This is a genomic window from Pigmentiphaga kullae (genome assembly GCF_004216695.1).
In the GTDB taxonomy this organism is placed as follows: domain Bacteria; phylum Pseudomonadota; class Gammaproteobacteria; order Burkholderiales; family Burkholderiaceae_B; genus Pigmentiphaga; species Pigmentiphaga kullae.
The window spans coordinates 2923973-2946451 of the sequence record NZ_SGXC01000001.1 but is presented as its reverse complement, the minus strand read 5'-3'; the positions used below and the strand labels follow the sequence as shown (position 1 = coordinate 2946451).

The 22479-nt window shown below is 69.0% G+C and carries 20 protein-coding genes; 12 read left to right on the top strand and 8 right to left on the bottom strand.

Going from position 1 to position 22479, the window contains the following annotated elements:
* Positions 1 to 3: 3 nt before the first annotated feature.
* The 6 genes from kdpB to EV675_RS14150 all read left to right on the top strand — a co-directional run bounded on the left by kdpB (position 4) and on the right by EV675_RS14150 (position 8073).
* Positions 4 to 2130, top strand: a complete 2127-nt coding sequence (kdpB, locus tag EV675_RS14175) for a potassium-transporting ATPase subunit KdpB (protein WP_130357841.1) — start codon at positions 4 to 6, stop codon at positions 2128 to 2130.
* A 24-nt stretch (positions 2131 to 2154) separates the two neighbouring features.
* Entirely contained in the window at positions 2155 to 2757 is a 603-nt protein-coding gene (gene kdpC, locus EV675_RS14170) for a potassium-transporting ATPase subunit KdpC (RefSeq protein WP_130357840.1), read from the top strand.
* A gap of 27 nt (positions 2758 to 2784) precedes the next feature.
* Entirely contained in the window at positions 2785 to 5574 is a 2790-nt protein-coding gene (locus tag EV675_RS14165; protein ID WP_130357839.1) for a sensor histidine kinase, read from the top strand.
* Entirely contained in the window at positions 5547 to 6239 is a 693-nt protein-coding gene (gene kdpE, locus EV675_RS14160) for a two-component system response regulator KdpE (RefSeq protein WP_130357838.1), read from the top strand. The genes EV675_RS14165 and kdpE overlap by 28 nt, the downstream gene beginning before the upstream one ends.
* A gap of 132 nt (positions 6240 to 6371) precedes the next feature.
* Positions 6372 to 7589, top strand: coding sequence for a GGDEF domain-containing protein (locus tag EV675_RS14155; protein WP_130357837.1), 1218 nt, complete (start codon positions 6372 to 6374; stop codon positions 7587 to 7589).
* A 160-nt stretch (positions 7590 to 7749) separates the two neighbouring features.
* On the top strand, positions 7750 to 8073 hold the full coding sequence (locus EV675_RS14150) for a DUF4148 domain-containing protein (RefSeq protein ID WP_130357836.1): 324 nt from the start codon (positions 7750 to 7752) through the stop codon (positions 8071 to 8073).
* Positions 8074 to 8127: 54 nt separating this feature from the next.
* Here EV675_RS14150 and EV675_RS14145 read toward each other — a convergent pair whose 3' ends face one another.
* Entirely contained in the window at positions 8128 to 8931 is an 804-nt protein-coding gene (locus tag EV675_RS14145; protein WP_165404598.1) for an IclR family transcriptional regulator, read from the bottom strand.
* Between the two features lie 188 nt (positions 8932 to 9119).
* On the opposite strand from EV675_RS14145, the gene EV675_RS14140 reads away from it, so the two are divergent.
* The 5 genes from EV675_RS14140 to EV675_RS14120 all read left to right on the top strand — a co-directional run bounded on the left by EV675_RS14140 (position 9120) and on the right by EV675_RS14120 (position 12913).
* Positions 9120 to 9593 (top strand): flavin reductase family protein, encoded by a 474-nt coding sequence (locus tag EV675_RS14140; RefSeq protein ID WP_165404597.1) that lies wholly within the window; start codon positions 9120 to 9122, stop codon positions 9591 to 9593.
* A gap of 22 nt (positions 9594 to 9615) precedes the next feature.
* Complete coding sequence (locus EV675_RS14135; RefSeq protein ID WP_130357833.1) at positions 9616 to 9963, top strand: VOC family protein; 348 nt, start codon at positions 9616 to 9618, stop codon at positions 9961 to 9963.
* A 64-nt stretch (positions 9964 to 10027) separates the two neighbouring features.
* Positions 10028 to 11056, top strand: a complete 1029-nt coding sequence (locus tag EV675_RS14130; RefSeq protein WP_165404596.1) for an LLM class flavin-dependent oxidoreductase — start codon at positions 10028 to 10030, stop codon at positions 11054 to 11056.
* 4 nt (positions 11057 to 11060) lie between these two features.
* On the top strand, positions 11061 to 11906 hold the full coding sequence (locus EV675_RS14125) for an alpha/beta fold hydrolase (protein WP_130357831.1): 846 nt from the start codon (positions 11061 to 11063) through the stop codon (positions 11904 to 11906).
* Between the two features lie 32 nt (positions 11907 to 11938).
* Positions 11939 to 12913 carry a tripartite tricarboxylate transporter substrate binding protein gene (locus EV675_RS14120; protein WP_130357830.1) on the top strand — a complete coding sequence of 325 codons (975 nt, stop codon included), beginning with the start codon at positions 11939 to 11941 and terminating at the stop codon, positions 12911 to 12913.
* Positions 12914 to 12941: 28 nt separating this feature from the next.
* Here the strand turns inward: EV675_RS14120 and EV675_RS14115 are convergent, their stop codons facing one another.
* Positions 12942 to 14213: an MFS transporter gene (locus EV675_RS14115; RefSeq protein WP_130357829.1), complete on the bottom strand. Its 1272-nt coding sequence runs from the start codon at positions 14211 to 14213 to the stop codon at positions 12942 to 12944.
* A gap of 111 nt (positions 14214 to 14324) precedes the next feature.
* Entirely contained in the window at positions 14325 to 16376 is a 2052-nt protein-coding gene (locus tag EV675_RS14110) for a putative bifunctional diguanylate cyclase/phosphodiesterase (RefSeq protein WP_130357828.1), read from the bottom strand.
* Positions 16377 to 16694: 318 nt separating this feature from the next.
* Here EV675_RS14110 and EV675_RS14105 point away from each other — a divergent pair, with 318 nt between their 5' ends.
* Positions 16695 to 17771, top strand: coding sequence for a permease (locus EV675_RS14105; RefSeq protein WP_130357827.1), 1077 nt, complete (start codon positions 16695 to 16697; stop codon positions 17769 to 17771).
* Here EV675_RS14105 and EV675_RS14100 read toward each other — a convergent pair.
* The 5 genes from EV675_RS14100 to EV675_RS14080 form a co-directional block, all read right to left on the bottom strand.
* Positions 17768 to 18676 (bottom strand): LysR family transcriptional regulator, encoded by a 909-nt coding sequence (locus tag EV675_RS14100; RefSeq protein ID WP_130357826.1) that lies wholly within the window; start codon positions 18674 to 18676, stop codon positions 17768 to 17770. The genes EV675_RS14105 and EV675_RS14100 overlap by 4 nt on opposite strands.
* A 144-nt stretch (positions 18677 to 18820) precedes the next feature.
* Complete coding sequence (locus EV675_RS14095; RefSeq protein ID WP_130357825.1) at positions 18821 to 19552, bottom strand: ABC transporter ATP-binding protein; 732 nt, start codon at positions 19550 to 19552, stop codon at positions 18821 to 18823.
* Positions 19549 to 20328 carry an ABC transporter ATP-binding protein gene (locus EV675_RS14090; RefSeq protein ID WP_130357824.1) on the bottom strand — a complete coding sequence of 260 codons (780 nt, stop codon included), beginning with the start codon at positions 20326 to 20328 and terminating at the stop codon, positions 19549 to 19551. Before EV675_RS14090 ends, EV675_RS14095 begins: the two co-directional genes overlap by 4 nt.
* Positions 20325 to 21548: a branched-chain amino acid ABC transporter permease gene (locus EV675_RS14085; protein ID WP_130357823.1), complete on the bottom strand. Its 1224-nt coding sequence runs from the start codon at positions 21546 to 21548 to the stop codon at positions 20325 to 20327. The genes EV675_RS14090 and EV675_RS14085 overlap by 4 nt, the downstream gene beginning before the upstream one ends.
* Positions 21545 to 22462 carry a branched-chain amino acid ABC transporter permease gene (locus EV675_RS14080; RefSeq protein ID WP_341273600.1) on the bottom strand — a complete coding sequence of 306 codons (918 nt, stop codon included), beginning with the start codon at positions 22460 to 22462 and terminating at the stop codon, positions 21545 to 21547. The genes EV675_RS14085 and EV675_RS14080 overlap by 4 nt, the downstream gene beginning before the upstream one ends.
* Positions 22463 to 22479 lie beyond the last annotated feature (17 nt).

Genomic DNA, 22479 nt, shown 5'->3' with positions numbered 1-22479 from the left:
GTCATGTCTACGCATCTGGAACCTTCCCTTCCCCACCCCGCCGCCGCGGCCCCCGCCCGGCGCGCGCTGTCGGGCATTCCGCTCGGCACGGCCCTGAAAGAGAGCCTGCTCAAGCTGCGGCCCTCGACCCAGGTCCGCAATCCGGTGATGTTCACCGTGTACGTGGGCAGCATGCTGACCACCCTGCTGTGGATCGCCGGCCTGTTCGGCCACGCGGATGCCGACACCGGCTTCATGTTCGCCGTCTCCGCCTGGCTGTGGTTCACCGTGCTGTTCGCCAACTTCGCCGAGGCGCTGGCCGAAGGGCGCGGCAAGCAGCAGGCGGCCGCGCTGCGCGGGCTGCGCACCACCGTGGTCGCGCGGGTCGTGCAGGGCGTGCCGGCCGGTACGCCCGCCACGGCCGAGGCCTATCGCGGCCACGTGACGGAACGTCCGTCCGGCAGCCTGCGCAAGGGCGACATCGTGCTGGTCGAGGCCGGCGGCACCATCCCGGGCGACGGCGAGATCATCGCCGGCATCGCCTCGGTGGACGAAAGCGCCATCACCGGCGAATCGGCGCCGGTCATACGCGAGGCCGGCGGCGACTTCTCGTCGGTGACGGGCGGCACGCGCGTGCTGTCGGACTGGATCATCGTGCAGGTCGCGGCCAACCCCGGCGAGAGCTTCCTGGACCGCATGATCGCGATGGTGGAAAGCGCGCGGCGCCAGAAGACGCCGAACGAGATCGCGCTGAACATCCTGCTGGTGGGCCTGACGCTGGTCTTCCTGCTGGTCGTCGCAACGCTGCTGCCCTTCTCGTTCTTCGCCATTTCCGCCGCCGGCCAGGGCACGGCCATCGCCATCACCGCGCTGGTCGCGCTGCTGGTCTGCCTGATCCCGACCACCATCGGCGGCCTGCTTTCGGCCATAGGCGTGGCCGGCATGAGCCGCATGATGCGCGCCAACGTGATCGCCACCTCGGGCCGGGCCGTGGAGGCGGCCGGCGACGTCGACGTGCTGCTGCTGGACAAGACCGGCACCATCACCTTCGGCAACCGCCAGGCCAGCGCCTTCCACCCGGCGCCCGGCGTGGCGGCCGACGTCCTGGCGCGCGCCGCCTGCCTGGCCTCGCAGGCCGACGAGACGCCCGAAGGCCGCAGCATCGCCGCGCTGGCGGCCCGCCAGTTGGGCCAGGCGCCCGAGGCGGCCGCCGGTGCAGTATTCGTGCCGTTCTCGGCCCATACCCGCATGAGCGGCGTGGACCTGGCGGACCGCCGCGTGCGCAAGGGCGCGGTCGACGCGATGCAGGCCTGGCTGGCCGAACAGGGCGCCACGCTGCCCGAAGCCGTGGCGCGCGCGGCGGACGACGCGGGCCGGCGCGGCAGCACGCCGCTGGTGGTGTGCGACGGCCGCGCCGCGCTGGGCGTGGTCGAGCTCAAGGACATCGTCAAGCCCGGCATGCGGGAACGGTTCGGAGAACTGCGCCGCATGGGCATCAAGACAGTGATGATCACCGGCGACAACAAGCTCACGGCGGCGGCCATCGCCGCCGAGGCCGGCGTGGACGATTTCCTGGCGCAGGCCACGCCCGAGGCCAAGCTGGCGCTGATCCGCCGCTACCAGGCCGACGGCCGGCTGGTGGCCATGACGGGAGACGGCACCAACGATGCCCCCGCGCTGGCGCAGGCCGACGTGGCGGTGGCGATGAATTCCGGCACCCAGGCCGCCAAGGAAGCCGGCAACATGGTCGACCTGGACTCGGATCCTACCAAGCTGATCGAAGTGGTCGAGACCGGCAAGCAGATGCTGATGACGCGCGGCGCGCTGACCACCTTCAGCATCGCCAACGACGTGGCCAAGTATTTCGCGATCATTCCGGCGGCCTTCGCCGGCGTCTACCCACAACTGGCGGCGCTGAACGTCATGCGGCTGGCTTCGCCGTCGTCGGCCATCCTGTCGGCCGTGGTCTTCAATGCGCTCATCATCATCGTGCTGATCCCGCTGGCCCTGAAGGGCGTGCGCTACCGGCCGCTGGGCGCGGCCGCGCTGTTGCGCCGCAACCTGCTGATCTACGGACTGGGCGGCCTGCTGGTGCCCTTCGCCGGCATCAAGCTGATCGACATGATCCTGGCCGCGGCCGGACTCGCCTGATCCTCCCGATTATCGGAGACTCTCATGACCCCTGCTACCTCTCCCGCCCGGCAACGCGTGCTGCGGCCCGCCCTGGCCGTGTTCGCGGCGCTCTCGGTCGTTACCGGCCTGCTCTATCCGCTGGCCACCACCGCCCTGGCCCGGCTGGCCTTCGCGGACCAGGCGGCCGGATCGCTCGTCCAGTCGGGGGAAACGACGGTCGGCTCGACACTGATCGGCCAGTCGTTCACCTCGCCCCGCTATTTCTGGGGCCGCCCCTCGGCCACCGCGGACCGCCCGTACAACGCGCAAGCTTCCGGCGGCTCCAACCTCGGACCGCGCAATCCCGAACTGGCGCGCCTGGCCAGCGAGCGCGCGCTGGCGCTGCGGCAGGCCGACCCCGGCAACGCCGCCCCCATTCCGGTGGACCTGGTCGCCGCCTCGGGCAGCGGCCTGGATCCCCACATCAGCGTGGCGGGGGCGCGCTACCAGGCAGGGCGCGTGGCGCGCGAGCGCGGCCTGCCCATGGACGAAGTGGAAAAACTGATCGCCGGGCATACGGAGCGGCCATTCATCGGCATACTGGGCGAACCCGTGGTAAACGTACTCCAGCTCAACCTCGCGCTGGACCGGCTGCCCCGCCCCTGATCCGCCGTCCACGCCCAGACCCCATACATGGCATCCGCCGCCCCCGGCCGTCCCGATCCCGATACCCTGCTCAGGAACCTCGATGCCGCCGGGCGGCCTGCCTCGCGCGGCAGGCTGCGCATCTATTTCGGCGCCTCGGCCGGCGTCGGCAAGACCTACGCCATGCTGGAGGCGGCGCGCCACCGGATGGAGCAAGGCGCCGACGTGGTGGCCGGCGTCGTCGAGACGCACGGGCGCAAGGAAACGATGGCCCTGCTGGCCGGCATCGCCACGCTGCCCCTGGCCGAGATCCGCTACCGCGAACGCACGCTGAAAGAGTTCGACCTGGACGGCGCGCTGGCACGGCGGCCCGCCCTGGTGCTGGTGGACGAGCTGGCCCACTCGAACGTCCCTGGCTCGCGCCACGACAAGCGATGGCAGGACGTGCACGAATTGCTCGCGGCCGGCATCGACGTCTGGACCACGCTGAACGTGCAGCATCTGGACAGCCTGAACGAGGCGGTGGGCGGCATCACCGGCGTGCGGATACGGGAGACCGTGCCCGACGCCGTGTTCGACGACGCCGACGAAATCATCCTGGTCGACACCTCGGCCGACGAGCTGCTGCGCCGCCTGCGCCAGGGCAAGGTGTACCTGCCCGAGCAGGCCCGGCACGCCGCCGGCCATTTCTTCCGCAAGGGCAACCTGATCGCGCTGCGCGAACTGGCCCTGCGGCGCACCGCGGAACATGTGGACGACGACGTGCAGGCCTACCGGCTGGACCGGGCCATCACGGATATCTGGCGCACCCGGGAGGCCGTCCTGGCCTGCGTCGCGGCCGACGACGCCGGCCACGTGGTGCGCAACGCGCATCGCCTTGCCCAGCAGCTCGATTGCGAATTGCACGTGGTCACCATCGAGAGCCTGCGCGTCCAGCCCCAGCCGGCCTCCCGGCACGACACCCTGCGGCGTGTGCTGGCGCATGCCGAGTCGCTGGGCGCACGCACCGAAGTCCTGGGCGGCACCGATCTGGTCGAGGCCGTGGTGCGCTATGCGCGGCGCCACAACATCACCAAGGTCGTGCTGGGCCGCACCGCGCCGGGCGGCCTGCGGCGCCTGCGCCTGTCGTTGTCGGGCCTGCTGTCGCGCCTGCTGGCGCCCGGCTGGATCTGGCACCGCCACAGCTTCGCCGACCTGCTGGCGGCCAATTGCCCGGAGATCGACGTGATTCGCATCGCCGCGCCGCCCCTGCCCGCGCCGGCGCGCTCGGCGGCAACGGCTCGGGCCGGCGAACGGGAGCCGCGCGGCGTCTCCCGCCTGCCGGCCTATCTCTGGGCGCTGGTGTATTGCGGCGCCGCGGCCGCGCTGTCCTCGCTCGCCTTCCCGGTACTGCACCAGACCAACATCGTCATGCTGTTCCTGCTGGCGGTGATCGGGGTGGCGCTGCGCCACGGTCGCGGGCCGGCCGCCCTGGCCTCGCTGGTCAGCGTCGGCCTGTTCGATTTCCTGTTCGTCCAGCCCCTGTGGTCCTTCGCGATCTCCGACATCCAATACGCGCTGACCTTCCTCGTCCTGCTGGCCGCGGGACTCGTGGTCGGGCAACTGACCGCAGGGCTGCGCCTGCAGGCCGAAACCTCGGTCCGCCGCGAGGCCGAGGCGCACGGGCTGTACGAATTCGCGCGCGAGCTGTCGTCGGCGCTGCAGCCGGAACAGATCGTCGAAGCCACGTCCTCGTATGTCCGCGCGGCCTTCGACACCCACTGCGTGCTGTACGTCCTGGACACCGCCGACCGTCTGCTGCCCGCGGCCGCGGCCGATGCCTCCACGGGGCTGGAGCCGGCCCTGGCGCAGTGGGCCTACGATCACGGGCAGCCCGCCGGCGCCGGCACGGCCACGCTGTCCACCAGCGCCTTCTACTACCTGCCCCTGCAGGCCTCGATGCGCACGCGGGGCGTGCTGGCGATCGCCTGCGGCGGCCGTCCCGATCTGGACGACGCGGAAAGCCGCCGGCAGATGGCGGCCTACGGCACGCTGGTGGCCATCGCGCTGGAACGCCTGCACTATGTGGAAGTCGCCCAGCACGCGCTGTTGAACGTCGAGTCCGAGAAGCTGCGCAACTCGCTGCTGGCCGCCGTCTCGCACGATCTGCGCACGCCGCTGACCAGCCTGGTCGGCACCTCCGAGACCTTGCAGCGGCAGCATCCGGAACTGCCGCGCGCGGTGCGCGACGCGCTGCACGGCCTGACGGTGCAGGCGCGCCGCATGCACGCCATGGTGGACAACATCCTCGACATGGCCCGGCTGCAAAGCGGCGATGCACCGCTGCACCGCGAATGGCAATCCATCGAGGAACTGGTCGGATCGGCGCTGGCCTACATGCGCGACGCCCTGGGCCAGCGGCGCGTCGCCGTGGGCCGCCTGTCCGACCTGCCGCTGGTGGAATGCGACGGCGTCCTGATCGAACGCGTGCTGTGCAACCTGCTCGAGAACGCCATCAAGTACACCCCCGAGTCCAGTACCCTGCGCATCGACGCCGAAATCCGCGGCGGCCAGCTTGCCACCCTGGTGACCGACGACGGCCCGGGCGTGCCGCCGGACGCCGCGGATCGCATCTTCGACAAGTTCGCCCGCGGCGAGCGCGAATCGTCCACCCCGGGCGTGGGCCTGGGCCTGGCCGTCTGCCAGGCCATCGTCCGCGCCCACGGCGGCGACATCCGGCTGGAAGCCGCGCCGGGCGGGCGCGGCGCGCGTTTCGCGTTCACCCTGCCCTTGGGCACGCCGCCGGCCATCCATCCCGAACCGGACACGCCATGTTCGACTACCGACCCAACATCCTGATCATCGAGGACGACGCGGCCATCCGCCGCTTCGTGCGCACCGCCCTGGAAGGCGAAGGCGCCGCGATATTCGAGGCCGAGACCGTGCAGCGCGGGCTGATCGAGGCCGGCACCCGGCACCCCGACCTGGTCATCCTGGACCTGGGCCTGCCCGATGCGGACGGCATGACATTGATCCGCGAACTGCGCGGCTGGACCGAGGTGCCGGTGCTGGTGCTGTCGGCCCGAGATGCCGAAAGCGACAAGATCGGCGCGCTGGACGCCGGCGCCGACGACTACCTGAGCAAGCCCTTCGGCGTGGGCGAACTCCTGGCGCGGGTGCGCGTCCTGCTGCGCCGGCACGGCCGCGGGGGAACCGGCCAGCCCGCGGAAATCCACTTCGGCGAGGTCACCCTGGACTTCGCCCGGCGCGCCGTGACCCGCCGCGGCGAGGCCGTGCACCTGACCAACCGCGAATATCGCCTGCTCGCCACCCTGGCGGCGCATCGCGGCAAGGTGCTGACGCACCGCGAACTCCTGCGCGAGGTGTGGGGGCCGGCCTACGTCGGCAACAACCATTACCTGCGCATCTACATGGGCCATCTCAGGCAGAAGCTCGAGGCCGACCCGGCCCAGCCCGCCTACCTGCTGACGGAGGTCGGCGTCGGTTACCGTTTCGCCGGCTGAACGCCTTGGCGCATCGCGCCCGCAAACGTGAACGATTCTTTACAAGCAGTTTCATTTCCGGACGCTGCTTCCTAAGATACGGCTACCTGTCCCGGCAAGGCTCCATAGACCGGGTCGTTCAGGAGTGCCAAATTGGACTCGTCCCTGCCACTTACCGCCAGCCAGGCCCTGGCGCTCGGCAATCCCGCGATGTGCCTGCTGTTCGCGCTGGGCTTCGCCTGCCTGTGGGCCCACGAGCGGCCGCGCGCCTATCTGCTGCTGTACGCCGCCGCCTTTGCCGTATACGCCGCCGGCACGCTGCTGCGCATCTTCGATCAGGCCGATGTGACGGGCGACGACCTGGCCGCCGCCGTGCTCTACGTGGGCAGCGCGCTGCTGCTTGCCCGCGGCCTGCTCGCACGCTGCGGCATCGATGCCGACGGATCGCCGCTGGGTGCGCTGGGCATCGCCATCCTGGTCCTGCTGCTGCATTTCCACATCATGCAGCACGACGTCCCCGCGTTCGCCTACACGCTGGGCGTCGGCCTGGGCGCGCTGCTGCTCCTGACCTGGATGCGGCTGGGCGCGCTGCGCCGGGGCGGCGCGGCCGACCAGGTCCTGTACTGGATGCTTCCGCTCGTTTCCGCCTGCCTGTTCCTGGGCATTTCGTGGGTCGCGGGCTCGACCGCGGTCCAGGCCGGCGCATTCGTGCAGCCCAACGCCTGGCTGCAGGCCCTTCCTCCAGCCGCTCTCGTCCTGACGCTGGGCGGGTCGCTTTTCGCCAGCGCGCTGTCCGACATCATCACGCCGCTCAAGCACGAACGCGTCACCGACCCGCTCACCCAGCTGAAGAACCGCCGCAACTTCGAAGACTTGAGCCTGGGCCGCCCGCAGCGGCATCCGGACTATCCGTTCAGCCTGGTGCTGCTGGACCTGGACACCTTCAAGGCCATCAACGACACCTATGGCCACGCCGCGGGCGACGCGACGCTGGCCGAGATGGGCAGGATCATCCGCGACTGCACCCGTACCGGCGACATGGCCTGGCGGCTGGGTGGCGACGAGTTCGCGATCCTGATGCCGGGCACCCCGGCGGCCGGGGCGGTCCAGGTGGCCGAACGCATACGCGCGCAACTGGCGACGACGCGGCTGGAAATACCCCGAGGCGATTTTTCCGTCACGGCCAGCTTCGGCATCGCCCAGTCCCGGGTGGACGAGCCGCTCTACGAACTTTTCGCCCGGACCGACATCCTGCTGTACGCCGCCAAGCGGCAGGGACGCGACCGGATCTCCTGTGCTTCCGCACCGGAACGGGGCGATCCCCGCGACACCGCGGCGCCGCGCAAGGGCGAAGAGATGCTGTCCCTCTAGCCGGCGGCCCGCCGGCCTTCGGCCCAGCCGATTGTTGGTGAAACTGGAAAAGTCATTTCCAGATCTTCGGTATTTAAAAGGATTCTTGCGCGCCCATCTTCAAAGCACGGCGGTTGACACGACGTCCAGCCGCCCGACCCCCATACTTTGGAGATATGCCATGAAAGCCATTGCCTACACCGCCGTGATCGCCGCTACTCTGTTCGGCGCCGCCGCCCATGCCGACCAGGGCAACAACTACGGCAACGATTTCCCGCCCCCCGCCATCTCGACCACGTCCCAGCTGACCCGCGCCCAGGTCCTTGAGGAACTGGCGCAGGCCAAGGCCAACGGCGGCATCGTCTACGGCCAGGAAGGCTTCCCCGACCAGACCTTCCAACAAGCCGGCAAGCCGGTCGACCGCGCGCAGGTCCGGCAGGAACGCAACGAATACAACGCGGCCAACCGCGCCGGCGGCCCGGGCGAATACCCCGCCAACCTGTAAGCGGCCACCCGTCGTTTCGCAAGCCGTGCCGGGGCGAGTCCCCGGCGCGCGCGTTCATTCGGCCCAGAGACTGGCCGGCGCGCCTAGAAGGCGCGACAACGCCCTTCCCTTTTCTCGCAGCGCCCGGACCTGGGCGCTGTCCCTGCTCGTGTCCAGCAGCGACATCGGCGACGTGATCGTCAAGCCGTAGGCAACCTCGCCGTGCACGTTCCACACGGGCACGCTGACGGCCAGATAAGTCGGCAAGGCACGCAACTCCACCACCGAATACCCTCGCTCCAGTACGGGGGCGCGAATGGCCGCCAGCCTGGCCTCGACCTCCTGCGGCGTGGGCGCCAGCCCACTCGCCTCCAACTCCCTCTTGAGCACGGGCAGCACCGCCCGGTCGGCCAGATGCGCCGCGAACACATGGCCGGCGGCCGTGTGCAGCATTTCGACCGGACCGTTGCGCAGTTCGAAGACCCGGCCGCGCACCGCCGACTGGTTGACCAGGATCACCGGACCGTTGCTCCAGATGACCACCGCCACCCCCAGGCCGGTTTCCTCGCTGAGCGCGACGGCGGCCTCGCGCACCAATTCGAAGTGATCGACGTCGCGGGCGGCGGTCATGCCGAGCGCCGCCAGGCTGGGACCCAGCCGGTACAGGCCGCGGCCGTCGCTCTTGACCATGCCGACCCGCACGAAGCTGGCGAGATAGTTGTGGGCCGCGCTGGCGGTGATGTCGGCGCGCGCCGCGATGTCTTTCAAGGCCACCGCGCCGGGGCCCATCTGGATCGCCACCAGGATGCGATAGCCGATTTCCAGGGATTGGATGCCCCGAGGCCCTGGGCCGGGTGCCGGGACGGTGCCTGCCTTCATGGGTGTCATGGATCCGATAGACCGATCAGGAAACGCGCGCCGCGTGGGGCCGAGCGTGGCGCGATTGTACCTGCCGCCCCCTCTGCCTCCGGTCCTCCTCTTGACAGGATACGGCCGCGCCCTCTACGATAAATTTAACAATATCAAATTATTCAATAATATTGAATATAGGAGCCGCCCTCATGGGTATGTCCGACTCAGTTGCCTTCAAGACGGCCATGCGGCGGGTTCCCGCCCCCGTCACGGTCATCAGCGCCGCCCATCGGGGCGAACGCCGGGGGCTGACCGCCACCGCCGTTTGCAGCGTCAGCGCCGAGCCTCCGCAATTGCTGGTATGCGTGAACAAACGGGTCCGGGCGCATGACGCCATCGGACTGGCGGGGTACTTCGGCGTCAATTACCTCAGCCATGGCCAGGCGGACGTCGCGCACGCCTTCTCCTCGCCGTCGGGCGCGCCGGGCGCGCGCTTCGAGACCGGCGACTGGACCGAGGGCGAGACCGGCGCGCCGCTGCTGCGCGATGCGCTGGCCACGTTCGAATGCAGGGTGGTCCAGGCCGTCGACGGCGGCACCCACACGCTCTATATCGGCGAGATCGTCGGCATGACCGACCGGGACGATCTGTCCCTGCTCTACAAAAGCGGCCTGTTCAGCGCCGCCTGATATCCATCTGGAGACAAGACCGATGACCGTTTCTTCCATACGCATGGGCTACCACGTCGCAAGCGACATGGCCACCCTGAGCGCCTTCTACCGCGATGCGCTGGGACTGGCTCCGCGTTTCGCCGACGGCTCCCGCTGGGCGGAGTTCCAGGCCGGCGCCTCCCGCTTCGCCCTGGCGGCGCCGCAGGAAGCCCCGCCCGATGCACGCGGCGCGGTACTCGTGTTCGCCTGCGACGACCTGGACGCAGTCCGCGCCCAGGTCCTGGCCCATGGCGGGCGGGTACTCGATCAACGCGACATGGGCAGCCATGGCCGGATCGTCACCGCCGCGGATCCCGCGGGCACCGTGTTCCAGCTGTACGCCCGCTAGGGCCCGTTCCCCCTCGCCGCCGGTTCGAGCCGGCCCCGCTTTCAACGCCTACAAGGGAAGTCCCATGAAGTTCGCCGTTTTCGACCATATGGACCGCGGTACCGTCCCCCTCGCCCAGCAGTACGAAGAAAGGCTGATCCTGACCGAAGCCTACGACCGGGGCGGTTTCCATGCCTATCATGTCGCCGAGCACCACTCGACGCCCCTGGGCATCGCGCCGTCGCCCAGCGTCTATCTGTCCGCCGTCGCCCAGCGCACCCGCAGGCTGCGCTTCGGCCCGCTGGTCTATACCCTGGGCATGCACCATCCCCTGCGGGTCATGGAAGAAATCTGCATGCTGGACCAGTTGAGCCGCGGCAGGCTCGAAGTCGGTTTCGGACGCGGCATCTCGCCCTACGAACTGGGCTACTACGGCGTCGACCCCGAACAGTCGCAGGGCATCTACCACGAGTCCTACCAGATCATCATGCAGGGGCTGACCCAGCCTGTCGTGAATTTCCAGGGCCGGCACTTCGACCTGCGCGACGTACCGGTGGAAATGCAGTGCCTGCAACGGCCCACGCCCCCGATCTGGTATGGCGCCGGCACGCCGGCCGCCACGCAGTGGACCGCGGCCAACGCGATCAACATCGTCTGCAACGGTCCCGCCACGCAGGTCCGCGCCATTACCGACCAATATCGCCTCCACTGGCAGGAACTGGGCCACGCCGCCGATGCCGTGCCCAGCCTGGGCATGAGCCGGCACGTGGTCGTGGCCGACACCGACGCGCAGGCGATGGACGCCGCCCGGCGCGCATACCGGCGCTGGTACACGCACCTGATGCATCTGTGGGTCAAGCACGGGACCCTGCCCCGGACACTGTCCTTCCCCGACAACTTCGACGACGCGCAGCGCGCCGGCCTGGGCATCGCCGGCTCGCCCGCCACGGTCCGGGACTGGATCGCCGAGGCGGCGGACCAGGCCGGCATCAACTATTTCGTCTGCCGTCTCGCCTTCGGCGACCTAACCCTTGCCGAATCCTTGCGCTCGACGGCACTGATGGCGGAGTCCGTGCTGCCCGCGCTGGCCACCCCTCTCGCCGCGGAGGCCTGATCCGATGCCCATCCTGTCAGCCGTGGACCGGCGCCTGCTCGAATCGGACCTGCCGCCGCTGCGGCACGCGCGTCTGTCTTCAGGAAGCACCCTGGAATACCGCGACACGGGACCCGGCGCCGATGCGGTCCTGCTGCTGCACGGCATCGGGTCGAGCTCGGCCGGCTATCGCGCGCAGCTGGCGGGCCTGTCCGCGCAGTGGCGGCTGCTTGCGTGGAATGCCCCCGGCTTCGGCGCCAGCACGCCGCTCGCCTTCCCGAAGCCGGACGTACACGCCTACGCCGCGGCGCTTGCCGAGCTGCTGGACGCCTTATCCCTGGACCGCGTGCATCTGGTCGCCAGTTCCTGGGGCACCTTGATCGCCCAGGCCTTCGCCGGGCGGTATCCGGCGCGGACGCGGGCAATGGTGCTTTCAGTGCCTACCCGGGGCTACGCCCATCTTCCCCCGGACGAACGCGCCCGGCGCATGGCCGAAAGGCTTGCGCCCGAGGCCAGGGCCCAGACACCCGAGGAACGCGCCCCCCGCTTGCTAGGCCCCGCCCCGGACCCGTTGGTGGTCCGGCGCTTCGGCGAACTGCAGGCGGCGGTGCATCCGGCGGGACTGGCACAGGCCACGCACATGCTGTTCGACTGCGATGCGCTTGCCCTGGCCGGCGCCGTCCATGTGCCCACGTTGATCCTGGCGGGCGGGGAAGACCGCGTCGCACCGCCCGGCGAACACGCCGAACGCCTGCGTGGCGCCCTGGATGGCGCGACGCTCGAAACGTTCGCGGGTTGCGGCCACCTGCTCAAGCTCGAAGCCCCGGACCGGTTCAACCGCAGCGTCCACGGCTTCCTGCGCCACCATTGATTGCACGACGAACACCACAGAGGAGACACCCCATGAAGCATCGCTGGTTCCACCTGACCTGGGCATGCGCCCTGGCCGTCGCCGCCGCTCCCGCCCAGGCCCAGGCTCAGTCCTGGCCCGACAAGGCGGTCCGCATCGTGCTGCCCGGACCGCCGGGCAGCAGCCCCGATCGGATCACCCGGCTGCTCGCGGACCATCTGAACAAGAAATGGAAACAGCCGGTCGTGGTCGAGAACCGCCCCGGCGGCACGACGCGGATAGGCGCGGAAATCGTCGCCCGCGCCGCCCCGGACGGCTATACCCTGCTGTCGACCTTCGTCTCGCACGGCATGGTCAAGCTGCTCTACCCCGAAACGCCCTACGACCCCATCAAGGACTTCACCCCCGTGGCGCAACTGGTCGACACGGAAACCGTCTTCGTGGTGCGCGCCGATTCCCCCTACAAGACGCTGGCGCAACTGGTCGAAGGCGTGAAGACGCGCGGCAAGCCGCTGGGCGTGGGCAACTTCGGCAACGGCTCGAGCTTTCATTTCTACAGCCTGATCCTCGGCCAGGGAGCCGGCATGGAAGTGCTGCCGGTGCCCTACAAGGGCGAAGCGCTGTCGCTGGGCGACCTGTTGGGAGGACACGTGGAATCGAGCTTCAATTCGGTCGGCACCGCCCTGCCGCATATCCGCGAAGGCAAGGTGCGCGCCCTGGCGTTGCTGGCGCCCAAGCGTTCGAAGGTCCTGCCGGAGGTCCCGACCTTCACCGAGCTGGGCTTCCCCCGCCTGCGCGAAGGCGGCTGGTTCGGCATCCTGGCGCCGGCCGGCACGCCGCGGCCGGTGATCGACAAGCTGCACGCCGACATCCAGACGGTCCTGCGCGACCCCGAGGTGACGGCATGGCTGCGCAACCAGGGGCTGGAGCCGGCCTTCGTGAGCGCGGATGCCTTCGGGCAGTCCATGCAGCGCGAGGCCGGCGAGTGGGCCAAGCTGATCAAGGAGTTCAACGTCTCGGTGAACTGACGCCCGATGCCGCCGGCGGCAAGCTTCCTCAGCCCGCCGGCACGGCGCGCGGCGCCATCAGCGTCGCGCGCCGGGGCAGGCGCATGGACAGCAGCGCGGCCGCCACCAGCAGCGTGCCGGCCGCGCCGAACGACACCCAGTGCGTGCCGAAGGTCTCGTAGCCCCAGCCGCCCAGCCACGAGCTGATCATGCCGCCGAACTGGTGCCCCAGATAGGCCCAGCCGTACAGGATGCCCACCAGCTTCACGCCGTAGACATCGGCCAGCAAGGCGGACGACAGGGCAATGCTGCCCGACCAGACGATGCCGCCCAGCGTAGCGGCGGTGTACAGCTCCCAATGCGTGCCGACCACGACCAGCGCGAAGAACCCCAGGCCGCGCACGAGATAGATCGTGGCCAGGATGTCGCGCCGGGGCAGCACGTCGGCCAGGCGTCCCAGCACCAGCGTGCTGAACACGGCCACCGCGCCGATCAGGCCGATGCCCAGCGCGCTGGTCATCGCGTCGAAGCCGTGGTCCATCAGCATGGGCACGCCGTGCGACCCCAGCAGGTTCATGCTGAAACCACAGGCGAACAGGCCCAGCGCAATCTGCCAGAAAGGCGCCGAGCGCAGCGCGTCGCCCACGCGCAGGCTGGCCGCGGCCGGTCCGGGCTGCGCGGCCTTGGCGGCGGCCCGGGCCGCCACGTCCTCGGGACGCAGGTCGGACTCGGGCGGGGCGTTGTCGCGGAAGATCAGCAGCGCGGCGGGCACCGTGAACAGGGCGAAGGCCGCCGCGAAGACCAGCATGGTCGTGCGCCAGCCCAGCCAGGCGATGAACGAGGTGAACACCGGCGTCATCAGCGCGATGCCCGCCATCGATCCGGTGGAAAGAAAGAACAGCGCCATGCCGCGCTGCCGCGTGAACCAGCGAGTCAGGATGGGCGTGAGCGCCACCGGACTGGTCAGCCCCAGCCCCACCGACTGCCCCACCCCGAACGCCAGGAAGAACGCCAGCGGATGGCGCGCCAGCACCGTGGCGATGGATGAAACCACCACCACCGCCATACCCGTCAGCAGCACGAAGCGCGTGCCGCGCGCGGCCACGAGATAGCCGGCCAGCGGCATGGCCAGGCCATAGCAGAGCATGCCGATGGCGACCATGCCGGCCAGCATGCTGCGGCTGAAGCCCAGGTCTTCGGTGATGGGAAGGAAGAACGGGCCGATGCCCATGCGCATGCCGACGGTCAGCAGCGTCAGCACCGTGGCCGCCGCCACGATGGTCCAGCCGAAATACCAGTTGCCGATGCGTTGCCCAGCCAATTGTGTCCCCTTGCCTTGATTCGTGCCGCCACGGCGCGCTGCCTGGCCTGCCGCAAGGATACCCGCAACCGCCGGGCATTGCCGTCCGCTGTCCGGTCAGCCGGTTCTTTCCTAAGGGTGCACCAGCTTGTCAGCCGCGGTGGCCAGGGATAGCTGGCCGCTGTCGACGATCTGGCGCAGCGGCGCGGGACGGCCGAGCAGGTAGCCCTGCGCTTCGTCGCAGCCCTCGTTGCGAAGCAGCGACAACTGGCCCTGGGTCTCGATGCCTTCGGCCAGCACCGGGATGTCCAGGCTCTTGCCCAGCGCCAGGACCGCGCGCACGATGGCGCGGGCCTGCGGGCTGGACTCGACCTCGCTCACGAACGAGCAGTCCAGCTTGATCTTGTCGAACGGGAAAGTGCGCAGCGTCTCGAGCGAAGAATAGCCGGTGCCGAAATCGTCCAGCGCGATGCTGACGCCCAGGGCCTTGATTTCGCGCAGCATGTGCAGCGAGCGCTCGCGGTCCGCGAACAGCGTGGACTCGGTCAGCTCGAGCTCCAGCCGCTCCGGCGGCAGCCCGGTGTCGGCCAGCACCTCCTGGATCAGCGTCGGCAGGTCGGCGTGGGCGAACTGCGCGCGCGACAGGTTGACCGCCACCTTGTAGGGCGGATCCCACGAAGCGGCGCGCGAGCACGCGTTCCTGAGCACCCATTCTCCCAGTTGCAGGATGAGGCCGTTTTCTTCGGCCAGGGGAATGAATTCGACGGGCGGAACGTAGCCGCGCCGGGGATGCAGCCAGCGCAGCAAGGCCTCGTAGCCTCGGATCTCGCGGCTCTCGACGGCGGTCTGCACCTGGTAGTGGATATCGAGCTGGCCGCTTTCGAGCGCCTCGCGCAGCTCGCTGGCCAGCGTGCGCCGGGCGCGGATCGCCTCGTCCATCGACGGCTCGTAGAAGCAGACGTTCTTCAGCATGTCCGACTTCGCGCGGTACATCGCCAGGTCGGTATTGCCGATCAGCATGCTCTTGTCGCGGGCGTCGTCGGGATAGATCGCCACGCCCAGGCTGGCGCCCGGCACGGCTTCCCAGTCCCCGACCTGGATGGGGGCGAACAGCGAGGTTTCCAGCCGCGACAGGAAATCGAGCAGTGAGCCCTCGCGCATGCGGTGGATGGCCACGAACTCGTCGCCGCCCAGCCGCGCGACGAACTCGCCTTCCTGCAGCAGGCTGCGCATCCGCTGGGCCAGCACCACCAGGACCCGGTCGCCCGCGGCGTGGCCGTGCAGGTCGTTGATTTCCTTGAAGCGATTCAGGTCGATGCCCACCAGCGCGATGCGTCCGCCCGTCTGGTCGGCCAGGTAGATCTCGTTGTCCAGGCGATCGTTGAAACTGCTGCGGTTGGGCAGTTCCGTCAGGCTGTCGGTCAGCGCCATGTGGCGCAACTGCTCCAGCGATTCCGAGCGCACGCTGTCGTCGATCAGATAGCTGGCCACGCCGGCGCCCACGATCACCAGCGCCACGCCGGCCACCGCCAGGCCCAGCGCCTGCAGCGCCTGGGGCTGCGAGAAGACGCCGTCGACCAGCATGGGCGAGACCCGGAACGCCGTCATGCCGGTGAAGTGCAGGCCGGCGATGGCCAGCCCCAGCAATCCGCCGGCGGCATACCGCATGCCGGGACGATCGAGGCGCGCCGCGGCTTGCAGCGCCAGCGCCGCGAAGACGACGGAGATCACGACCGACGCCACCAGATAGCCCATGTCCCACGACACGATGCCCTGCACCCGGTACGCCATCATGCCGGTGTAGTGCATGAGCACGATCGCAACGCCCACCACCGCGCCGCCCAGGGCGGGCGCGTACCTCAGGCGCCGGCTGCAGGCGAGCGCGAAGCCCGGCGCGGCGCCGACCACGGCCACCAGCAGCGACAGCACGGTCAGCACGGGATCGAAGGCGATCGGCACCCCAGGCTCGAAACCGATCATGGCGATGAAGTGCGTGCACCAGATTGCGGCGCCTGCCGCCACCGCCGTCAGGACATGCCATCCCAGGCGCTGCACGCCCGAGGTGCCCGCCGCGCGCTGGAACAGCCGGACCGTTACCCAGGAGCCCGCGCAGCAGATCAGGACCGCGAGGAGCACCAGCCAGGGATTGTGGCTGTAGACGATACATCCCAAGACGGTCATCATGGCGGGTCGCGTTTCCTGCGCGGTGATGGCCGCGCCCAATAAAAAAGCCCATGCGATCACGGGCTGGAACGACGTTGCGGCGCAAGGGTTGGCGGGGGCTTCCCCGGGGCTCGCACAGCCGGCGATTGTAAGTGATTTTGTCTACCGGACTGCATCGGTTCGCCCGTAACGTCAATAGTTGCAGTTCCGATGACTATTTGTAAAAATGGTAGGCCACCGACTCGATCGGGAATCGTGGCCGCCAAAAGGGAAGATTCGCGCAGCCACTAAAATAGTGCCTCTTCGCCAACATCGGCACCTTGCGCCCCCCCCCCCCTCATGAGTACCCACGCCTCCACACGCCCCGCCCCCCACCCCGCCTGGGCCATCGCGGTGTTCGCGCTGATCGCGATCGCCGGCCTCTTCTACGTGAAGTGGTCGCCCTATTACGACCGCGCTTTCGTGGCGGCCGACACGCACTCCATCGGCCAGTCCATCCTGATGGGCAAGCAGTCCGCCCCGCCCGCGCCGTCCATGCAGGCGGCGCTCGACTACGCGGTGGCCTACGGCCTGGCGATCTGGAAGGCCATGGTGCTGGGCCTGCTGCTGGGGTCGGGCGTGCAGGCCCTGCTGCCGCGCGCCTGGATATTGCGCATGCTGGGCGGCACCGGCCTGGGTAGCGTCGTGGCCGGCGGCCTGCTTTCCCTGCCCGGCATGATGTGCACCTGCTGCGCCGCGCCGGTTGTGGCCGGACTGCGCAAGTGCCAGGCCGCGCCCGGCAGCGCGGCCGCGTTCTGGCTGGGCAATACCGTGCTCAACCCCGCCACGCTGATCTTCATGGGCTTCGTGCTGGGCTGGCACTGGATGGGCCTGCGCCTGGGGCTGGGCGTGGTGATGGTGTTCGGCCTGGGCTGGCTGCTCAACCGCATGAGCCGGGGCCGCGCCGGCACCTTCGACGGCGCGCAGATGCAAGCCATGCAGGCCGCGGGCGGCGCGGACCTGGAAGACGCGCACGTCTTCCGGCGCTGGATGCGCATCCTGGCCCGCATGACGCTGCGCCTGCTGCCCGAGTACATCGTGCTGGTCCTGCTGCTGGGCGCCGCGCGCGCCTGGCTGTTCCCGGAAGTCGGCGCCGGCGTGGACAACAGCGTGCTGTGGATCGTCGGCCTGGCCGTGGCCGGCATGCTGTTCGTCATCCCCACCGCCGGCGAAGTCCCCATCGTGCAGGCGATGCTGTCGCTGGGCATGGCCGCCGGCCCCGCCGCCGCGCTGATCATGACCCTGCCGCCCATCAGCCTGCCGTCGCTGGCGATGGTGGCGAAGTCGTTCAGGCCGGTGGAACTGGCCGTGCTGGTCGCGGGCGTGGCGGGAATCGGAGTGGTGGGCGGGGGGCTGGCGGTGGCGCTGGGATTCTAGGCAGAGGCCGTCTCTATCCTGTCCTGCAGATACGCCGCGATCGTCTCGAACACCACCCGGATATGCGGCAGATACTGCATGTCGCGCTGCACGCTGGCGAACAGCGGCACCTCGGAATACCGGTCCTCGATGATCTTGACCAGCCCCAGCGACTCCGCGTTGGCGTAGGAAGGCAGCATCACGATGCCCAGCCCCTCCTGCGCAGCGAACATCTGCGAGAACATGCTGGTCGCCCGGAAGCCTATCCTGGGCTTCTCGATGATGCTCTCCAGCCAGCGCGCGGCGGGCAGGTACATCGGGTCGTCGATGTAGCCGATGAAGAGATCGTCGGCCAGATCTTCGGGACCGGCAATCACGCGCTCCCCCAGGTACGCGGGACTGGCGTAGAGATGGAACGGCACCTGGGCCACCCCGTGCGTGGTCAGGGACGCGGAAGGCGGTTCGAAGAAACTGACGAAGATGTCGGCTTCGCGCCGGGCGACATCGACGAAATTGGACGTGGTCACGAGATGGACCTCGAGCCCCGGGTGCCTGTCCAGCAGGGCCTTCGCGGCGCGGGCGATGAGCAGCGCGCCCACGCCTTCCATCGAGGCGATCAGGACGCGTCCGCTGACCGACTGCCCCTGCGCGGTGATGCCCTGGATCTCGTGGAGCATGGCTTCCATGCGTTCCAGCCGGACCAGCACGTCGCGCCCCATGGGAGTGAGCTGCAAGCCCTTGCGGTCGCGCTTGAACAGCGCGGAGCCGGCGCTGTACTCGACCTGCGCCAGCCGGCGGCTGACCGTGGACTGGTCCACGCCCAGGCGCCTGGCGGCCGACTCCAGCGAACCGCCCCGGGCGACCTCGAGCAGGGCACGCAGCTGATCCCAGCCGAGCTGCTCGAATGAGAAAGACTTGGTGGCCATGGTCTCATGCATAGCATTCCCGGATGCCTGGCAGCCACCAGGCAAACCGGCTCGTGTGCCTTGCGCTCGATGGAGGCGGCTGCAAGCACGAGGCACGACAGGAAGTAGCGGCCTCATGTTATCAGACGCCCTGCGGGACTCCTGTCAATGCGCCGCGGCCTCGGCCCCGAAATAGGCGTTGCCGACCTCGGCGCTGCCGCGCAGGCGCTCGCCCGTTCCCTCGACGGCGACGATGCCCTGGGAGATCACATAGCCATAGTGCGAAACCTCCAGCGTCTGCTTCACGTTCTGCTCCACCAGCAGGATCGCGCAGTCGTCGCAGCACAGCTCGCGGATCAGCCTGAAATTCTCCTTGACGAACAAGGGCGACAAACCCAGCGACGGTTCGTCGATGACCAGCAGCCGCGGATTGCTCATCAGGCCCCGCCCTATCGACAGCATCGAGCGTTCGCCCCCCGACAAGGTGCCGGCGAACTGATTGCGCCGTTCGGCCAGCCGGGGGAACAAGGCCATGACCCGCTCCAGGCGGGCGGCGATTTTCGCGGGAGACCGCTCCAGGTAGGCGCCGGCCATCAGGTTGTCGAGCACGGACATGCGCGGAAAGACGCGGTTGCCCTCCGGGATGGCCGCCAGCCCCTGGGCGACGATGCGGTGGGTGTCCCATCCCGTGATGTCGTGCCCGCGGAACCGGATCCTGCCCCGGCGGACCGGGACGAGTCCGAAGATGGCCTTGATCAGCGTGCTCTTGCCCACGCCATTGGCCCCGAGCAGGCAGGTGATCCGGCCTTCCCCGGCCCGGACCGAAACGCCGTCCAGGACGTTCGCGCTGCCGTATCCCACGACGAGGTCTTCCACCTCCAGGAGCTGGCCGTTCATGCATCCTCTCCAAGATACGCCTTGCGGACCTGGGGATCGGCGACCACGGTGCGATAGCTGCCCTCGCAGATCTTCTTCCCGAAGTTCAGGACCACGCACCGCTGGCTGACCCGCTCGATGACCTGCATCTCGTGCTCGATCAGCACGATGGACAGCTCCGGCGACTCTCGCTGGAAACCGGTGACGTCGTCCATCAGCCGGAAGGTCTCGTCGTGCGTCATCCCGGCCGAGGGTTCGTCCAGCAGCAGGAGCCTGGGTTCGCCCAGCAGCGCGCGGCACAGTTCGATGCGCCGCCGGTCGATCATGTTGAAGCTGCCCGCGGGCTCGAACAGGCGGTCGGCGATGTGGGGGTTGAAGCGGGCGCACAAATCCCGCGCCGCGCCCATGAAGGCGGCGATGGACCGCAGCGCCGCCTTGCGTCCGAACAACGTGCGGAACAAGCCGTTGGGCAGCCGGTTGTGCGCGCCCACCAACAGGTTGTCGAACACCGACAGTTCCAGCATCAGCCGGCAGCGCTGGAAGCTGCGCGCAATCCCGGCGTGATTGATCTCGCTGGGCGCCTTGCGGAACAGGTCCTGGTCGCCGAAGCGGATGGCGCCCGAGGCGGGTTTGTAGAGGCCGGTCACGACGTTGAAGAAGGTCGTCTTGCCGGATCCGTTCGGCCCCAGCAATCCCACCACCTCTCCCGGGCGCACCTCCAGGCTGAAGGCATCCAGGGCCACCAGGCCACCGAAGCGCATGGTCACGTCGCTGCAAACCAGGGTGCGGTCGTTCATGAGCGTTCCTTCATCACCGAGAAATCGCGCATCCGGCGCGGCACCAGGCCCTTGGGACGGAACAGCAGGACGGCGACGACGAACACCGAAAAGATCAGCACCCGGTACTCCTGCAGAGAGTGCAGCTTCTCGGGCAACAGGATCACGAGCACCGCGGCGATCAGCGATCCCCAGCTGTTGCCGATGCCGCCCAGGATAACGATCGAAATCAGCAGCAGCGACTGCTCGAAGGTCGCGCCGGCCGGACTGACGAAGCTGGTCAGCCCGGCATACACCGCGCCGGCGATGCCGATCAGGACATTGCCGAGCAGGAAGGCCGTGATCTTCCAGCGCTGCGGATTGATGCCGAAGGTCGAGCCGACCAGCTCGTCGCTGCGCGTGGCGTCCAGGTTCACGCCTATCGCCGACCACTCGATCGCATGGGCCACCAGCGACGACAGCAGGAAGACCGCCAGCGCGAGCAGGCCATAGGCGAAGTAGAAGGACACCTCGCGCCCCGCCACCTCGAAGCCGCTGCCCATGTCCCAGCCCAGTATCGTCAAGGGCGGAACCTGCAGGCCCTGCGCGCCGCCCAGTTGCTCGTTGACCTGCAGGAAGGAGCTGCACAGAATGCCGAAGGCGATCGTGACCAGGGCCGAGTAGTAGCCGCGTGTGCGAAGCACCGGCAGCAGCAGGACCGCGCCAATCGCGGCGGCCGCCACGCCGCCTGCCAGGATGGCCAGGAAATGCGGCAGCGCCGTGCTCTTGGCCAACACCGCCAGCGTATAGCCGCCACAGGCGAAAAAGGCCGCGCCCGCGAAATTGGCCAGACCGGCCAGGCCGGTCTGGATGTTGATGCCGGCGCAGGCCGCCGCGAACAGCAGCACGGTGGAGATCATCAGCAGCGCGTAGTGTTCGCCGTGGAAGGCGATCAAGAGAACCGTCGCGGCCCCGGCGACGACCATCCGGGCGGCCCATGGGCGCCGGTCCGAGAACGCCCCCGCCTCGGCGATGATCCCGGCGCGCAGGCCCCACCACCAGAGTCCCCCGGCCGCCACCAGCGTGCCGGCCAGGGCAAGCTCCGACTCCAGGGCCAGGATGCAGGCCAGCACGAACACGCCCGCGACGGCCATCAGGACAAACGCCCCGGCCCGGCGGTCGAACCGCGAGGCGAGCGCCTGGGAACCCGGCAGGGGCCAGTCGGTTTTCTCGACTTTCCGGGCCGAAAGCTGGTGGCTCATACCCGCTCCTCGAAGCGTTCCCGCAACAACCCCGTCGGGCGGACGGCGATGATGCAGATCATCATGGTGAAGGCGAAGACGTCCTTGTAGGCGCTGGGAATGGGCAGCGCCACCGTCGCGAAGATCTGCAGGCCGGAGAACAGGAAACCGCCGACCACCGCGCCCATCAGGCTGCCCAACCCGCCGACCACCGCCGCGCAGAAGCCGATCACGCCCAGCATCAGCCCCATGTTGAACATGACCTGGCGGTAGTAGAGGCCGGACATGATGCCGGCCAGCGCGCCCAGGCACGACCCCAGCACGAAGGTCAGAATCACCACCTGCTTGAAGTCGATGCCCATGAAGCGCGCGGTCTCTTCGTCCTGCGCAACGCCGCGCACCGCCAGCCCCAGCCGCGTGCGGCTCAGCAGGAAGTGCGTGCCGAATATGGCCAGCACGCCCGCGGCCATGATGATCAGGCTGCTGACGCGCAGGCTGACGCCGCCGAGCGTCAGCAGCTGGTCGGGCAGCACCATGGGGAACGGGCTGGGATTGGAGCCACCGGGCACGAACAGCCGCAGCGCCTCGCGGATCGCTGTGCCGGTCATCAGCGTGATGAGCAGGACGTTGATCGGCGACGCCTGCCGCAGCGGCATGACCAGGTAGCGCCCGATCAGCGCGCCGGCCGCGCCGGTGGCCAGCACCGCCAGCACGATCATGCCCAGGACGGGACCCAGGCCCGTGGCCCCCGCGGCAACGGCCAGCAGAATGCCGGCCAGGCCGGCGTACCCGCCCAAGGCCACCACGTCGCCGTGCGCGAACTGGACGACGTCGACCACGCCGAAGTACAGCGAGAAGCCCACGGCGACGATCGAGTAGATCAAGCCCAGCATCAGGAAATTGACCAGATGCTGGAAAGCGAACGAGATTTCCATGTCTTGCGCCTGCCTGT

What these genes read in the sequence shown, in the direction of transcription:
- kdpB (WP_130357841.1), top strand. Translation starts at nt 4, where the DNA reads ATGTCTACGCATCTGGAACCTTCCCTTCCCCACCCCGCCGCCGCGGCC.
- EV675_RS14145 (WP_165404598.1), bottom strand. Translation starts at nt 8,931, where the DNA reads ATGAAGGCAGGCACCGTCCCGGCACCCGGCCCAGGGCCTCGGGGCATC.
- EV675_RS14140 (WP_165404597.1), top strand. Translation starts at nt 9,120, where the DNA reads ATGTCCGACTCAGTTGCCTTCAAGACGGCCATGCGGCGGGTTCCCGCC.
- EV675_RS14125 (WP_130357831.1), top strand. Translation starts at nt 11,061, where the DNA reads ATGCCCATCCTGTCAGCCGTGGACCGGCGCCTGCTCGAATCGGACCTG.
- EV675_RS14095 (WP_130357825.1), bottom strand. Translation starts at nt 19,552, where the DNA reads ATGAACGGCCAGCTCCTGGAGGTGGAAGACCTCGTCGTGGGATACGGC.
- EV675_RS14130 (WP_165404596.1), top strand. Translation starts at nt 10,028, where the DNA reads ATGAAGTTCGCCGTTTTCGACCATATGGACCGCGGTACCGTCCCCCTC.
- EV675_RS14120 (WP_130357830.1), top strand. Translation starts at nt 11,939, where the DNA reads ATGAAGCATCGCTGGTTCCACCTGACCTGGGCATGCGCCCTGGCCGTC.
- EV675_RS14165 (WP_130357839.1), top strand. Translation starts at nt 2,785, where the DNA reads ATGGCATCCGCCGCCCCCGGCCGTCCCGATCCCGATACCCTGCTCAGG.
- EV675_RS14110 (WP_130357828.1), bottom strand. Translation starts at nt 16,376, where the DNA reads ATGATGACCGTCTTGGGATGTATCGTCTACAGCCACAATCCCTGGCTG.
- EV675_RS14080 (WP_341273600.1), bottom strand. Translation starts at nt 22,462, where the DNA reads ATGGAAATCTCGTTCGCTTTCCAGCATCTGGTCAATTTCCTGATGCTG.
- EV675_RS14150 (WP_130357836.1), top strand. Translation starts at nt 7,750, where the DNA reads ATGAAAGCCATTGCCTACACCGCCGTGATCGCCGCTACTCTGTTCGGC.
- kdpC (WP_130357840.1), top strand. Translation starts at nt 2,155, where the DNA reads ATGACCCCTGCTACCTCTCCCGCCCGGCAACGCGTGCTGCGGCCCGCC.
- EV675_RS14100 (WP_130357826.1), bottom strand. Translation starts at nt 18,676, where the DNA reads ATGGCCACCAAGTCTTTCTCATTCGAGCAGCTCGGCTGGGATCAGCTG.
- EV675_RS14085 (WP_130357823.1), bottom strand. Translation starts at nt 21,548, where the DNA reads ATGAGCCACCAGCTTTCGGCCCGGAAAGTCGAGAAAACCGACTGGCCC.
- EV675_RS14105 (WP_130357827.1), top strand. Translation starts at nt 16,695, where the DNA reads ATGAGTACCCACGCCTCCACACGCCCCGCCCCCCACCCCGCCTGGGCC.
- EV675_RS14090 (WP_130357824.1), bottom strand. Translation starts at nt 20,328, where the DNA reads ATGAACGACCGCACCCTGGTTTGCAGCGACGTGACCATGCGCTTCGGT.
- EV675_RS14135 (WP_130357833.1), top strand. Translation starts at nt 9,616, where the DNA reads ATGACCGTTTCTTCCATACGCATGGGCTACCACGTCGCAAGCGACATG.
- kdpE (WP_130357838.1), top strand. Translation starts at nt 5,547, where the DNA reads ATGTTCGACTACCGACCCAACATCCTGATCATCGAGGACGACGCGGCC.